Origin of the sequence: Kitasatospora sp. NPDC093550 (genome assembly GCF_044764985.1) — a bacterium.
Lineage (GTDB): Bacteria > Actinomycetota > Actinomycetes > Streptomycetales > Streptomycetaceae > Kitasatospora.
This window is the reverse complement of record NZ_JBIWJF010000047.1, coordinates 1-14,044: the sequence shown is the minus strand read 5'-3', so window position 1 is coordinate 14,044 and position 14,044 is coordinate 1. Positions and strand designations below refer to the sequence as shown.

At 73.7% G+C, this 14,044-nt stretch carries 13 protein-coding genes; 9 read left to right on the top strand and 4 right to left on the bottom strand.

Annotated elements, in window-relative coordinates; translation table 11 throughout:
* The first annotated feature begins 6 nt into the window (after positions 1–6).
* Positions 7–1,740, top strand: coding sequence for a DUF5719 family protein (locus ACIRD3_RS38395; RefSeq protein WP_402226217.1), 1,734 nt, complete (start codon positions 7–9; stop codon positions 1,738–1,740).
* Between the two features lie 60 nt (positions 1,741–1,800).
* Here ACIRD3_RS38395 and ACIRD3_RS38390 read toward each other — a convergent pair whose 3' ends face one another.
* Positions 1,801–2,253: a metallopeptidase family protein gene (locus ACIRD3_RS38390; RefSeq protein ID WP_402226215.1), complete on the bottom strand. Its 453-nt coding sequence runs from the start codon at positions 2,251–2,253 to the stop codon at positions 1,801–1,803.
* Positions 2,254–2,417: 164 nt separating this feature from the next.
* Between ACIRD3_RS38390 and ACIRD3_RS38385 the strand changes: the two genes are divergently transcribed.
* The 6 genes from ACIRD3_RS38385 (at position 2,418) to ahcY (ending at position 8,775) form a co-directional block, all read left to right on the top strand.
* Positions 2,418–2,783, top strand: coding sequence for a DUF3499 domain-containing protein (locus ACIRD3_RS38385; protein WP_030245497.1), 366 nt, complete (start codon positions 2,418–2,420; stop codon positions 2,781–2,783).
* Positions 2,784–2,914: 131 nt separating this feature from the next.
* Positions 2,915–4,300 carry a phosphomannomutase/phosphoglucomutase gene (locus ACIRD3_RS38380; protein WP_402226212.1) on the top strand — a complete coding sequence of 462 codons (1,386 nt, stop codon included), beginning with the start codon at positions 2,915–2,917 and terminating at the stop codon, positions 4,298–4,300.
* Positions 4,301–4,406: 106 nt separating this feature from the next.
* Positions 4,407–4,589 (top strand): Trm112 family protein, encoded by a 183-nt coding sequence (locus ACIRD3_RS38375; RefSeq protein WP_402226209.1) that lies wholly within the window; start codon positions 4,407–4,409, stop codon positions 4,587–4,589.
* A gap of 72 nt (positions 4,590–4,661) precedes the next feature.
* Positions 4,662–5,906: an SIS domain-containing protein gene (locus ACIRD3_RS38370; protein WP_402226206.1), complete on the top strand. Its 1,245-nt coding sequence runs from the start codon at positions 4,662–4,664 to the stop codon at positions 5,904–5,906.
* Between the two features lie 83 nt (positions 5,907–5,989).
* On the top strand, positions 5,990–6,967 hold the full coding sequence (locus tag ACIRD3_RS38365) for a cation diffusion facilitator family transporter (protein ID WP_402226204.1): 978 nt from the start codon (positions 5,990–5,992) through the stop codon (positions 6,965–6,967).
* A 359-nt stretch (positions 6,968–7,326) separates the two neighbouring features.
* Positions 7,327–8,775 (top strand): adenosylhomocysteinase, encoded by a 1,449-nt coding sequence (gene ahcY, locus ACIRD3_RS38360; protein ID WP_402226202.1) that lies wholly within the window; start codon positions 7,327–7,329, stop codon positions 8,773–8,775.
* Between the two features lie 74 nt (positions 8,776–8,849).
* Here the strand turns inward: ahcY and ACIRD3_RS38355 are convergent, their stop codons facing one another.
* Both ACIRD3_RS38355 and ACIRD3_RS38350 read right to left on the bottom strand, forming a co-directional pair.
* Positions 8,850–9,926, bottom strand: coding sequence for a hypothetical protein (locus ACIRD3_RS38355; RefSeq protein WP_402226199.1), 1,077 nt, complete (start codon positions 9,924–9,926; stop codon positions 8,850–8,852).
* Positions 9,923–10,462, bottom strand: coding sequence for a SigE family RNA polymerase sigma factor (locus tag ACIRD3_RS38350; protein ID WP_402226197.1), 540 nt, complete (start codon positions 10,460–10,462; stop codon positions 9,923–9,925). The genes ACIRD3_RS38355 and ACIRD3_RS38350 overlap by 4 nt, the downstream gene beginning before the upstream one ends.
* 110 nt (positions 10,463–10,572) lie before the next feature.
* Here ACIRD3_RS38350 and ACIRD3_RS38345 point away from each other — a divergent pair, with 110 nt between their 5' ends.
* The gene (locus tag ACIRD3_RS38345; RefSeq protein ID WP_402226194.1) at positions 10,573–11,208 is read left to right on the top strand and encodes a hypothetical protein; all 636 of its coding nucleotides are present in this window, start codon (positions 10,573–10,575) and stop codon (positions 11,206–11,208) included.
* Between the two features lie 43 nt (positions 11,209–11,251).
* Here the strand turns inward: ACIRD3_RS38345 and ACIRD3_RS38340 are convergent, their stop codons facing one another.
* A complete protein-coding gene (locus ACIRD3_RS38340) occupies positions 11,252–12,328 on the bottom strand; it encodes an RDD family protein (protein ID WP_402226192.1) in 1,077 nt (358 codons plus the stop codon).
* 306 nt (positions 12,329–12,634) lie between these two features.
* Here ACIRD3_RS38340 and ACIRD3_RS38335 point away from each other — a divergent pair, with 306 nt between their 5' ends.
* A complete protein-coding gene (locus ACIRD3_RS38335; protein WP_402226189.1) occupies positions 12,635–13,639 on the top strand; it encodes a stage II sporulation protein M in 1,005 nt (334 codons plus the stop codon).
* Positions 13,640–14,044 lie beyond the last annotated feature (405 nt).

Below are 14,044 nucleotides of genomic sequence, written 5' to 3'. Positions count from 1 at the left end.
CCCGCGATGAAGAAGCCCGCATTCAGGAAGAAGTCCGGCGCCGACGAGGCTCCCGAGCCCGTCGAGGCCGGGTACCCGACGGAGTCGGCCGCGCCCGCCGCGGCCGACCGGCCCGGCCGGTTCGCCGGACAGGCCGGGGGGACGAAGACCACGCAGTCCCTGCTCGCCGCGGCCGTGGTGCTCGCGGCGGTGTTCGGGATCGCCCAGGTGCGCCAGCCGGCCGCCCCGGCCAAGGCCGACGGCGCGGCGGCCCCGACCACCGCGCAGGTCGAGCGGACGGCGGCGGTCTGCCCGCAGCCGCTGCAGGGCCTGACCGGCTCGACCACGCTCAGCGCCTACACCCCGCCCGGGTCGGGCTCCGCCACCGGCGGCGCCGGCTGGCTCGCCGACGCGGCCGCGCCCGCGGTGCCCGCCGCCCAGCCCTCCGGCACCCCCTCGGCCGCGGCGAGCCCGCCGGCCACCCCGCCGGCCACCCCCGCCCCGACCGGCTCGGGCGCGCCGGGCGCCGCTGCCCAGGACAAGAACGCGGCGCCCGCGGACGCGCGGCTGACCCTGGCCAAGCCCGGTACCCCGGCCACCGGCCCGGCGGCCAACGGCGACACCGCGCCCGGCACCGGCGCCGTCGCCACCGGCGCCCTCGCCCCGGGCTTCACCGTCACCCAGACCACCGTCGTCACCGAGCAGCGCGGCCTCGGCCTGTCCGGCCTCACCTGCACCCCGGCCGGCACCGGCTTCTGGTTCGCCGGCGCCAGCACGGCCGGCGACCGGGTCGACTACCTCAGCCTGGTCAACACCGAGCCGTCCGCCGCCGTGGTCGACATCAAGCTGTACGGCGACAAGGGCCTGATCGACAACGACGCCGCCAACGGCCTCACCGTCGCCCCCGGCAGCTCCCAGTCCGTCCTGCTGTCCACCCTCACCAAGGGCGCCGTCACCGACCTCGCCGTGCACGTGGTGGTCCGCTCCGGCCGGATCGGCGCCGCCCTGCACGCCGCCGACGGCAACAAGGGCGCCGACTGGATCCCGGCCTCCGCCGCCCCGGCCGCCACCCAGGTGATGCCCGGCCTGCCCGCGGACACCGCGTCCGCCCGCCTGGTGGTCTGGGCACCGCCGGAGGACGACGCCGACCTGAAGATCCAGCTCTCCGGCAAGAACGGCTGGTTCACCCCGGCCGGCAACGAGTCGATCCACGTCAAGGCGGGCATGGTGGCCGCCGTCGACCTCGGCAAGGTCACCCGTGAGGAGGTCGCCGGGCTGCGGCTGTCGCCCAGCGACGACAAGCACCCGACCCCGATCGTGGCCGGGCTGCGGATCGACCGGGCGGCGGCCAACGGCAAGACGGACGCGGCCTGGCTCGCCGGGACCAACCCGGTCGGCGCCCGCGCCACCGTCGCCGACAACCGGGCCGGCGCCTCGACGCTCTACCTGACCTCGGCCGGCGAGGCCGCCACCGTCCGGGTCACCGCCTCGGCCGGCAGCGGCGGCGGCACCCCCGCCACCAAGGAGGTGCAGATCCCGGCGGGCGGTACCGTCGCCCTCCCGGCGCCCGAGCCCGCCGGACTGAACGGCGTCTTCGCGCTCACCGTCGAGACGGTCTCCGGCGGCCCGGTGGTCGCGGCCCGGATGCTCTCCCTGCCGGCCAAGGACGTGCCGATGTTCACCGTCCAGGCGCTGCGCGACGACCGCAGCACCGTCAAGGTCCCGCAGGCCGCCCAGGACCCGGGCGTCGTCCTGCGCTGACCGGCCGACGGAAAGGGGCGGCACCCGTCCGGTGCCGCCCCTGCTCGTCGACGCCCCGGGTCACTCCTCGTCGTAGCGCGGGTCGATGGCGTCCGGCGAGAGCCCCAGCAGCTCGGCGACCTGCTCGATCAGGATCTCGTGCACCAGCGCCGCGCGGTCCTCCCGGGTCTTCGCCCGGATCTCCACCGGTCGCCGGTACACCACGATCTGACTCTTGTGCCCCTGCTTGCCCGGCGACACCCGCCCCAGCGGCACGCCGTCCTCGGCGTCGGCGCCGTCCGGATCGTGCAGCGGCACCTCCTGGACGGCGAACTCCACCTCGATCAGTTGCGGCCAACGCCGCTCCAGCCGTTCCACCGACTCGCGCACGTAGTCGTCGAACAGTTCGGAACGGGTGAGCGAGATCGGCACCTGCGGCGGCGCCAGCGGGCCGCGCAGCCCCCTGCCGTGCCGGTCGCGGTGCCGGGGGCGGCGCGCGGGGCCTGTCGATGACTGCGGTGCGGAGCTGTCCATATCACTGCCGAGAGTAGTCCTTGGACGGTCGGAAGTGGACCACTCCGACGGGGAATCGCCCGGGGCGGTCGAGACACGGCCCCGGCGCTCGGAGGACGACACGGCACACCCTCCGGGCAGGCGGTCTTCGCTCCCCGGCGGGGAGTGCGGTACCGTCCACCCTCGTGAGCTCTGTACGTCGTTGTTCGCGGACCGCGTGCGGCCGGCCGGCCGTCGCTACGCTGACGTACGTCTACGCGGACTCCACCGCCGTCCTGGGCCCGCTCGCCACCTACGCCGAGCCGCACTGCTACGACCTGTGCGCCGAGCACGCCGAGCGCCTCACCGCCCCGCGCGGCTGGGAGGTCGTCCGGCTCGCCGCCGAGGCCGGCCCGCTGCGCCGCAGCAGTGACGACCTGGAGGCCCTCGCCAACGCCGTGCGCGAGGCCGCCCGCCCGCAGACCCCCCGTCAGGGCCGCGCGCCCGAGGGGGAGTCCACCGAGGCCGGCCGCCGCGGCCACCTCCGGGTCCTGCGCTCGCCCGACAACTGACGCCTCTCCCGGCACGGGACGTTCGTCCGGCCCCGGGTACGCTGCCCGTCTACCGTCACCGCGGCCCGTCGACCGAACGGGTGGTGACCCCGACGTATCGTGATCAGTACAGAGACCAGGGTGGAGCCGCAGTGCGCGACCTCAAGCAGCTCGTGAAGGCGTACGACGTCCGAGGCGTCGTCCCGGACCAGTGGGACGAGAGCCTGTCCCGGGCCTTCGGTGCCGCGTTCGTGCAGGTCACCGGCGCGACCGCGATCGTGGTCGGCCACGACATGCGCCCCTCCTCCCCGTCGCTCAGCCTGGCCTTCGCCGAGGGCGCCGCGGCCTACGGCGCCGACGTGGTGCAGATCGGGCTCTGCTCGACCGACCAGCTCTACTACGCCAGCGGCAAGCTCGACCTGCCCGGCGCGATGTTCACCGCCAGCCACAACCCGGCCCAGTACAACGGCATCAAGCTGTGCCGGGCCGGCGCCGCCCCGGTCGGCCAGGACACCGGCCTGGCCGAGATCCGCGAGCTGGTCGAGTCCTGGACCGGCGAGGACGACACCGTCACCGTCCCGGCCAAGGACGTGAAGCCCGGCGCGCTCTCCACCGAGGAGACCCTGCGCGGCTACGCCGACCACCTGCTCGGCCTGGTCGACCTCACCGCGATCCGCCCGCTCAAGGTCGCCGTGGACGCCGGCAACGGCATGGGCGGCCACACCGTGCCGACCGTCTTCGACGGCCTGCCGATCGAGCTCGTCCCGATGTACTTCGAGCTGGACGGCACCTTCCCCAACCACGAGGCCAACCCGCTCGACCCGAAGAACATCGTCGACCTGCAGGCCAAGGTCCGCGAGGTCGGCGCCGACATCGGCCTGGCCTTCGACGGCGACGCCGACCGCTGCTTCGTCGTCGACGAGCGCGGCGAGCCGGTCTCCCCCTCCGCGATCACCGCCCTGGTCGCCGCCCGCGAGATCGCCCGCGCCCGGGCCGCCGGCGAGGCCGAGCCGACGGTCATCCACAACCTGATCACCTCCTGGACCGTCCCCGAGGTGGTCCGCGAGCTGGGCGCCAAGCCGGTGCGCACCCGGGTCGGCCACTCCTTCATCAAGCAGGAGATGGCCGTCACCGACGCCGTCTTCGGCGGCGAGCACTCCGCGCACTACTACTTCCGCGACTTCTGGCGCGCCGACACCGGCATGCTGGCCGCGCTGCACGTGCTGGCCGCCCTCGGCGGGCAGCCGGGCACGCTGTCCGCGCTCACCGCCGAGTACGACCGCTACGCCGCCTCCGGCGAGATCAACAGCACCGTCGCCGACCAGGCCGCCAGCACCGCCGCCGTCCGCGCCGCGTACGCCGGCCTGGAGGGCACCACCGTGGACGAGCTGGACGGCCTGACCGTGGCCGGCCCGGACTGGTGGTTCAACCTGCGCGCCTCCAACACCGAGCCGCTGCTGCGCCTGAACGTCGAGGCGAAGGACCCGGCGAAGATGGCCGAGCTGCGCGACGGCGTGCTCGCCATCGTCCGCGGCTGACCCGCCCGGGCGGACGCGCCTGACCCCGGCGCGCGGTGCCCCGGCCGGTAGGGTTGCCTATCGGCCGGGGCACCTCCGTGCCACCCCCGAACTTTGGAGAGCCCCCATGAAGCTCGAATCCTTCCTGCTGGAGATCCTGGTCTGCCCGCAGTGCCGGGCCGCGCTCGCCGAGGGCGGCACCGAGGAGCGGCCCGAGCTGGTCTGCACCGGCCCGGACTGCGGCCTCGCGTACCCGGTCCGCGACGGCATTCCGGTCCTCCTGGTGGACGAGGCCCGCCGCCCGGCCTGATCCTGGGGGCGTGTCCCCGGGGCGCAGCCCCACCCGCACAGCCGTCCAGGACCGCAGCCGGAGGCCCGCCGCATGCTCGACGACACCCTGCTCGACGACCCGGCCGCCCTCCAGCGCGCCGACCAGGACCGCGCCCTGCTGGCCCTGGCCGGCGCCGGCGCCCGGGTCCGCACCGCGCTGCGGCAGGCCGAGGCGGCCGGCCTCGACCGGCTGCGCCCGGACGGCCGTCCGCGCGCCGTCCTGGTCGCCGGGCACGGCAGCGCGCTGACCGCGGCGGAGATGCTGGCCGCGCTGGCCGGCACCGCCAGCCTGGTCGTGCCGCTGCCGCCGACCGAGGCGGCCGCCCCGCGCGCCGACCGGGCCGGCGCCCCGCCCGTCTTCACCGCCGGGCTCGGCTGGCAGCTGCCCGGCTGGGCCGGCCCGCTCGACCTGCTGGTGATCAGCTCCGCGGACGGCGGCGAACAGGGCCTGGTCGGCCTCGCCGAGCAGGCCTACGCGCGGGGCTGCGCGATCGTCGTGACCGCCCCGGCCGGCAGTCCGCTGGCCGAGGCGGCGCTGCAGGTGCGCGCGCTGCCGCTGCCGTACGTGACCTCGGTGCTGCCGGAGGACGGCCCGCCCGCCGCGGCCGCCGAACCCGACCTGCCGGCCGAGGACCCGGCCGCGCTCTGGTCGCACCTCACCCCGCTGCTGGCGCTCGCCCAGAAGATCGGCCTGACCCAGCTGCCGTACGACGCGCTGCCCGGGGTCGCCGACCTGCTGGACGCCACCGCCGTGCGCTGCCGCCCGGACGCCGCCGCGTACACCAACCCGGCGAAGGGCCTGGCCGCGCGGCTGGCCGGGACGGTCCCGCTGCTCTGGGCCGAGGGCCCGGTCGCCGGGGCCGCCGCCACCCGCTTCGCCGCCCAGCTGGCCGACCGGGCCGGGCGGCCCGCGCTGGCCGGATCGCTGCCGCAGGTGCTGACCGCCCACCGCGGCATGTTCACCGGGCAGTTGGGCGCCGGCGCCGATCCGGACGACTTCTTCCGCGACCGGGTCGAGGAGCCGGACCCGCTGCACCTGCAGGTCCTGCTGCTGCGGCACGTCCCCGGGCCGGCCGGATCGGCGGAGGAGCAGGACGGCCCGGTCGAGGTGCCGGAGGAGGACGCGGGCCCGCGCAGCTTCGGCGTGACCAGGGCGCACCGGCTGGCCGCCGCGCACGACGTCCGGCTGACCGAGTACGCGACCGCCCGTTCGGACACCCTGCAGGCGCTGGCCGACCTGGTCGCGCTGACCGACTTCGCGGTCGTCTACCTGGGCCTCGCCGCCGCGCAGTCCTGAGACGGTCGGCCGGGCCGGGCCGCCCGGCCGGTACGGTAGGCGCTCGACGACGCCGATCCGACACCCCGTGAGGTTTCCCGAACATGAGTACCGAAGGCGGCACCAAGGCACTGGTGGCGGCGCTGTCCGCGAATCTGGCGATCGCGGCGGCCAAGTTCACCGCCTTCGGTTTCACCGGCTCCTCCTCGATGCTGGCCGAGGGCGTGCACTCGGTGGCCGACTCGGGCAACCAGGTGCTGCTGCTGGTCGGCGGCAAGCGGGCGCGGCGGGCGGCGGACGAGGAGCACCCGTTCGGGTACGGCCGCGAGCGCTACGTGTACGGCTTCCTGGTGGCCATCGTGCTGTTCAGCGTCGGCGGCCTGTTCGCGATCTACGAGGGCTGGCACAAGGTCAACCACCCCGAACCGCTGGACTCCTGGGCCTGGGCGGTCGGCGTGCTGGTCTTCGCCATCGCGATGGAGGGCTGGTCCTTCCTCACCGCGATGCGCGAGTCGGCGAAGGTCAAGGGCGGTCAGAGCTGGGCGCAGTTCATCCGCACCGCCAAGGCGCCGGAACTGCCGGTCGTGCTGCTGGAGGACACCGGCGCGCTGATCGGCCTGGTGCTCGCGCTGTTCGGCGTCTCGCTCACCGTGATCACGGGTGACGGCGTCTGGGACGGCGTCGGCACCCTGTGCATCGGGGCCCTGCTGGTGGTGATCGCCGTGGTGCTCGCACTGGAGACCAAGTCGCTGCTGCTCGGCGAGTCCGCCGACAAGGACTCGGTGCGGCGGATCCGCGAGGCGCTGGTGGACGGCCGCTCGGTCACCGGGGTGATCCACATGCGGACCCTGCACCTCGGCCCGGAGGAGCTGCTGGTCGCCGCCAAGATCGCCGTCAACGCGGAGGACAGCGCCGCCCGGGTGGCGGAGGCGATCGACGCCGCGGAGGAGCGGGTCCGGGCCGCCGTGCCGATCGCGCGCGCGATCTACCTGGAGCCCGACGTCTACAGCGCGGAGAAGGCCGCGGCCGGCGAGGACCCGGCCGCCACGCCCGGTGGGCCGGGGCCGCAGGCCGCCCACTGAGCCCGGCGCCGCCGGGGCCGCACCGGTCCCGCGCCCGGCGGCCTCGGGCCCGGCTTGAGCGCCGGTCGCATCCGGGGTCGAAATCGGTCATCGACGGACGGCCGGTGGGGCCATCGGTGTAGATTCGTCACCAGAGCCAGAACGTCGCTGCTGATGGCGGTCGATCGGCGGTCCGTGCCCGTAGGGTGTGCGCCGGTCGAGGGAGAGAGGTCCTCCGACGGTTTGTGCTGCGCAGTAGGGAGCCGGTCCGCCACCGCGGGGATCCGGCGGCCCGGGCGTAGCCGTGCACCCGTACGGCCCGCCACGCGCGACACACACCCGGACCTTTGGCCCCACCCCCATCAGCGAGGAGCAGACGCATGTCGACCGACATCACCGGTGACTTCAAGGTCGCCGACCTTTCCCTGGCGCCGTTCGGCCGCAAGGAGATCCAGCTGGCCGAGCACGAGATGCCCGGTCTGATGTCCATCCGCGCGGAGTACGCCGAGTCGCAGCCGCTGGCCGGCGCCCGCATCACCGGCTCGCTGCACATGACGGTCCAGACCGCCGTGCTGATCGAGACCCTGACGGCGCTCGGTGCCGAGGTCCGCTGGTGCTCCTGCAACATCTTCTCGACCCAGGACCACGCGGCGGCCGCCATCGCCGTCGGCCCGGAGGGCACCCCGGAGAACCCGCAGGGCGTGCCGGTCTTCGCCTGGAAGGGCGAGACCCTGGAGGAGTACTGGTGGTGCACCGAGCAGGCCCTGACCTGGCCTGACGGCAAGACCCCGAACATGATCCTGGACGACGGCGGCGACGCCACCCTGCTGATCCACAAGGGCGTCGAGTTCGAGAAGGCCGGTGCCGCCCCGGACCCGTCCACCGCGGACAACGACGAGTTCCGGATCATCCTGGAGCTGCTCAACCGCACTCTCAAGGACACCCCGACCAAGTGGACCGAGGTCGCCGCCACCATCAAGGGCGTGACCGAGGAGACCACCACCGGTGTCCACCGCCTGTACGAGATGCACCGTGACGGCCAGCTGCTGTTCCCGGCGATCAACGTCAACGACTCGGTCACCAAGTCGAAGTTCGACAACAAGTACGGCTGCCGCCACTCGCTCATCGACGGCATCAACCGCGCCACCGACGTCCTGATCGGCGGCAAGGTCGCCGTCGTCTGCGGCTACGGCGACGTCGGCAAGGGCTGCGCCGAGTCGCTGCGCGGCCAGGGCGCCCGCGTCATCGTCACCGAGATCGACCCGATCTGCGCGCTCCAGGCGGCGATGGACGGCTACCAGGTCGCCACCCTGGACGACGTGGTCGAGACCGCCGACATCTTCATCACCACCACCGGCAACAAGGACATCATCATGGCCTCCCACATGGCCCGGATGAAGCACCAGGCCATCGTGGGCAACATCGGCCACTTCGACAACGAGATCGACATGGCCGGCCTGGCCAAGCTCGACGGCGTCGTGAAGACCGAGATCAAGCCGCAGGTCCACGAGTGGCGCAAGGCCGACGGCCGCACCATCATCGTGCTCTCCGAAGGCCGCCTGCTGAACCTGGGCAACGCGACCGGCCACCCGTCCTTCGTGATGTCCAACTCCTTCGCGAACCAGACGATCGCCCAGATCGAGCTGTTCACGAAGACCGAGCAGTACCCGATCGGCGTCTACGTGCTGCCGAAGCACCTGGACGAGAAGGTCGCCCGCCTGCACCTCGACGCGCTGGGCGTGAAGCTGACCACCCTGACCCAGGAGCAGGCCGACTACATCGGCGTTCCGGTCGAGGGCCCGTACAAGTCGGAGCAGTACCGCTACTGATGCGGTGACGCGAACGCCGGTGGCCGGCACCCCGCAGCGCGGGGTGCCGGCCACCGGCGTTCTCCGGCGGTCGGTCAGCGGACGACCGCGGTGGTCCAGGTGCTCGGGTCAGGACCGAGGGCCCTGGTGTGGGCGAGCAACCAGGGCAGGCCGCCGAGCTGTTCCAGGGTGGCGGGCATGCCGGCCCCGGCGCCGATGGAGACCTCCACCCCGTTCTGCACGGTGACCAGCGGCGGGTTCGGGTCCGTGTAGGGCGAGCCGTCCGTGCTGGTGAAGGTCGGGCGCGGTCCGTCGGGGCGCATGTTGACCGAGACGTTCTTGCCGTCGAGCTGGAACATCAGCCACAGGCTCCAGGCGCCGGCACCGTCCAGGTCCGGCACCGAGAGCTGGACGTCGGTGGCCTTGAACGCCTCCGGCAGGCCGGTGAACTGCACCGGCAGCGGGACCTTCCAGTTCCCGAACTTCACGTCCTGGGCGGCCCGGTGCAGGACCTCCTGGGTGACGTCGCCGGACTTGCCGCCGTAGCCGCTGATCTCCGCCCAGCGCCCGGAGGCGGTCAGCCAGCGCAGCGTGGGCTGTCGGGGGGCTCCCCGGTGTGACGGGTCGTCGATGAGGTAGTAGGCCGTCCGTCCGTCGATCGGTTCGGCCTCGACCCTGGCGAACTTGTCGCCGACCGAGTCGGTCATCGGCGGTTCCTCTCCCGCCTTGTACTGCGAGAGCAGGATCCGCGGGGCGTCGTCCCCGTCGCCGCGGGCCTGGGCGTAGATGCCGTGGTAGCCGGTCTCGTAGCCGATGCTCCGCTCGCCGTGGGCCCAGTCGGGCAGCCAGCCGAAGTGGACCTCGGTGGTCAGCGGGTCGAAGCCGACCGGGGTCGGGGCCGCGGAGGCGGACGGCGAGGGCGAGGTGGTCGCGGTGGGGCCGGCCGGTGGGGCGGGGGTGGCGGAACCGCCCCCCGGGGCCAGCAGCGCGGTGGTCGTGATCACCGCGGCGGTGACGACGGCCACGGCGCCGACCAGGGCGGTCCTGCGGCGGCGCAGCCGGGTGGTGCCCTCGGCGATGGACCGGCCGGCGTCGATGCCCGTCGGCGGCGCGGGCCCGTCGGCGATGGCCGTCAGCCTGGTGGCCAGGTCGTCGTGATCCTTGCTGGTCATGGCGTCCTCTCGGCGACGGTGGGACGGAGGGCGAGGTGGCCGCGCAGCGCGTCCAGGGCGCGGGAGCTCTGGCTCTTGACGTTGCCGGAGGAGCAGCCCAGGGCCTCGGCGGCCTGCTCGATCGACAGGTCGCAGTAGTAGCGGAGCACCACCGTGGCCCGCTGGCGGGGCGGCAGGGCGGCGAGGGCCCGGCGCAGGTCGAGCGCGGTGTCCAGGTCGACGTGGCGGGCGGTCGCGTCCGGCTCGCCGCCGTCCGCCGTCGTGTCCGGGCCGGCCCCCGACCGCACGGTGCGCCGCCACCACGGGGAGCGCTGCTCGGCCAGGAAGGTGTTCACCAGGACCCGGCGGGCGTAGCCGTCCCGGTTCTCCATCCGGCCGGCTCTCGCCCAGTTCACGTACAGCTTGGTGATCGTCTCCTGGACCAGGTCGTCGGCCCGGTGCCAGTCCCCGCACAGCAGATAGGCGACCTTCCGCAGCCAGCCGCTCCTGGAGGCCACGTACTCCGTGAACTCCTCGTCGCGCGTCTGCTTCGCCATCTGCACCCCCTCTCGTCATGGCGGCGGCACCGGTCCGGTGCCGTCCACCCACCTAATGCGCGGACCACCGGGGAACGTTGCATGCGGGACGCGCACGTAGGCTTTCGGGCATGCCCAACGGCCGATACTCGCTCCACGACCCGCACGACCACGTCCTGCTCGGCGAGGAGCGCTTCAGCTGCGCGCCCGGGGCGGCCGGGTGGCGGTACGTCTCCAAGACCTACGCGCCGGACGGCCGGGTGATCGGCGGCGTCGACCTGACGCTGGACTCGCGGGCCCGGCCGCTGCGGATGGAACTGCGGGCCGGCGGCTGGCAGGTGCGCGGCGGGGCGGTGGACGGGGTGGCCTGGGTCCGCACCGCCGCGGCGGACCCGGCCGGCGAGCACGCGGTGGAGGGGCACGACCGGGCGCACGCCTTCACCGGCCGCTCCCCGGGCTTCCTGGTCGCCACCGCCCGGCTGTTGAGACTGCGCGAGGGGGCGAGCGCGCGGGTGCGGCTGGTGGCGTTCACCGAACCGGTGCTGGCGCCGCGCACCCTCGACCAGGGGTGGCTGCTGGAGGGCGTCGACACGCACGGGACGGACTCCGGGCCGCTGCTCGTCGAGCGGTACCAGGTCGCGGACCTGGAGACGGGGGAACAGCAGGTCGTGCACCTGGCGGGGGACGTGGTGCTGTCGGCGGCCGGAGTCGAGCTGGAGGAGCTGGAGTCGCCGCCGAACGCCTGGCGGGTGGGGGCGGAGGAGTAGCCGGGGGCGGGTGCTGCCGTCGGCCGTCGGGAGGCCCGGAACGTCAGGACGGCGGGGCGAAACCGGTGCCGGCGGCGGACTTCTCGAAGGAGGGGGCCGTGGGGGCGGCGGTCGGCGTCGGCGGCGCGGGTGGGGCGGGCGGCGCGGCCGACGGGGTGGGGGCGGTCGGTGCCGGGCCGGTCGGTGCAGGGACGGTCGTGGGCGCGGTCGGTGCGGTTGCGGCCGGGACGCCCAGGACCCGCAGGGGCCGTCCGTCGGCCGTGCCGGTCACCGGCCCGGAGACCGGGTGAACAGCGGGCACCTGCGCGGGGAACGGCTGTCCGGGGAACGGCTGCCCGGGTATCGGGCCGGCCGCCCACAGCTGTTCCTGGGCGCGAACCCACTCCCGCCGCTGGCGCTCGGTGAGCACCGCGCCCAGGTACGCCGCCGGGTGCAGCCCCGGGGGCATCGGCTGCCCGATCCGGTCGGACAGGTCCCCGGCCAGCCGGGAGGTCATCCGGACCATCACCGCCGGGTCCAACTGGCTTATCCGGCCGAGCAGTTGGCGAACCGCGAGCCAGAGCGGCTCCGGAACGGCGGAGAGGTCCATCGCGACCAGCTCATGGCCCATCGTCTGCAGCAGGTGCGGGTGCACCGGCGGCAGCGCAGTGGCGGAACCGCCTGGGGTGCGCTCGCGGACCACCACCGTCCCGGCGAAGAGGTCGCCGAGCCGTCGGCCCTCCGTGTTCACCGCCGAGGTGATCACCGCGGGGAAGCCGGACAGTGCGATCAGCTCGAAGAAGCCGACCAGCCCGCGCACCAGCGAGTGCCGGAACCGCACCGGCCCGCCGTCGGCGCGCACCACCCGCAGGCCGAGCGCGGCCTTGCCGAGCGAGCGTCCGTGGCTGAGCGTCTCGACCATCACCGGGACGGCGACCAGGAAGAACACCATCAGACCGATCATCGTCGCGGCCAGCGCGGCGCCGTCGAGGTCGACCAGGAGGAGGCTCAGCAGCACCGTGACCACCAGCATGGCGGCGAACTCCACGAGCAGGTCGAGCACGACCGCCAGCGCCCGACTCGGAAGCTTCGCCGTCTGCAGGCCGAGGACGACCGCCTCACCCGTCACCAGGTCGCTCAAGACACCTGTCCGTTCACGCTCTTGGAGCCCCCGTACGGCTCGCCCATGCAGACGCCGGGACCGCCGAGGGCGGCAGCGCCGGGGAGGGGATCGTCCGGGATCGGCCCCCACGACCCGCTCTCCGCAGTCTGATCCGCAGCCGCAAACATACGGGGCCCGGCGGGCGCACGGGAAGTGAGATCCCCGGAGGCCGCGGCCCGGGCCGCTGCTGGCATGCTGGGCCGCACGTGTCCGTCCGTACGTACCCGCCCGCTCGCCCACCCGCGCACGCACGTCCGCGCCCACCGCCGATCATGGAGCCGCCGAATGGACCTGGACGTCTTCGTCGCCACCCACCAGGGGGAGTGGGCCCGGCTGGACGCCCTCGCCCGAAGGCGCCGACTCAGCGGCGAGGAGGCCGACGAACTCGTCACCCTCTACCAGCGCGCCACCGGACACCTCGCCAAGGTCCAGGCCGCGGCGCCGGACCCGGCACTGCTCAGCCGGCTGACCGGCCTGGTCTCGCGCGCCCGCAGCGCGGTGACCGGCGCCCGCACCAACGGCTGGCAGGACGTCGCCCGCTACTACACGGTGAGCTTCCCGGCCGCGCTCTACCGCGTGCGCCGCTGGTGGCTGCCGGTCGCGATCCTCTCGCTGCTCGCCACCGCACTGATCGCGTGGTGGGTGGCCACCCACCCGGAGGTCCGCAACAGCCTGATCGCTCCCGACCGCCTGCGGGAGCTGACCCGCCCCGGCGGGCAGTACGAGGCGTACTACTCGGACCGCCCGGCCAGCTCCTTCGCGGCGCAGGTCTGGACGAACAACGCCTGGATCGCCGTGCAGTGCCTGCTGTACGGGGTCGCGCTGGGTGTCCCGGTGCTCTACGTGATGTGGGGAAACGTGGTGAACCTCGGCCTCGGCGTCGGGCTGATGGCCTCCGCCGGACGCCTCGACACCTTCCTGGGCCTGCTCGTCCCGCACGGGCTGCTGGAGCTGACCGCGGTCTTCGTGGCCGGCGGCCTCGGACTGCGCCTCGGCTGGACCGTCATCGACCCCGGTCCGCGCACGCGAGCGGTGGCCCTGGCGGAACAGGGCCGCGCGATCATCGGAATGTCGATGGGGCTCACCACGGTCCTGGCGGTCTCCGGCGTCCTCGAAGCCTTCGTCACCCCGTCCGGCCTGCCGACCTGGGCCCGGATCTCCATCGGCGTGCTGGCGGAGGTGGCCTTCCTCCTGTACGCCCTGGTGCTGGGCCGAAGGGCCGCGGAAGGCGGAGAGTTCGGCGACGTGGACGCGTCCGACCGGGCGGACCTGCAGCCCGTCGCAGCCTGAGGCGATGTGATCAACACTCCTCTGACCTGCTAGTCTTCTCTCATCCCGGCCAAACCATTGACGTGGTGGGGGTGGGCTAGTAGGTTTGAACGGTTGGGACTGACTGGACAACGGTCAGGCCCGGGCGTTAGTGTCTACGACACCGCCGAATCGAGGCGAGCGCGTTTCACGAAATGCGCGCCCTCCGACGAAGCAAATCCCTCGGACTGAGCAGACCGAAAGCTTTGATAAGCTCCGGAGCGAAGTTTGCAGGAAATCCCGCCAGCGGGAATCGGATGAACGAAACTCCGGAAAAACGGAGCGGAAAACGTCTGATAAGCTGGAAACACGAAAGAACGAAGCCCGGAGGGCCCGCTGGAAGGCGGTCCGAAGGAAGCGTCCGTTCCTTGAGAACTCAACAGCGTG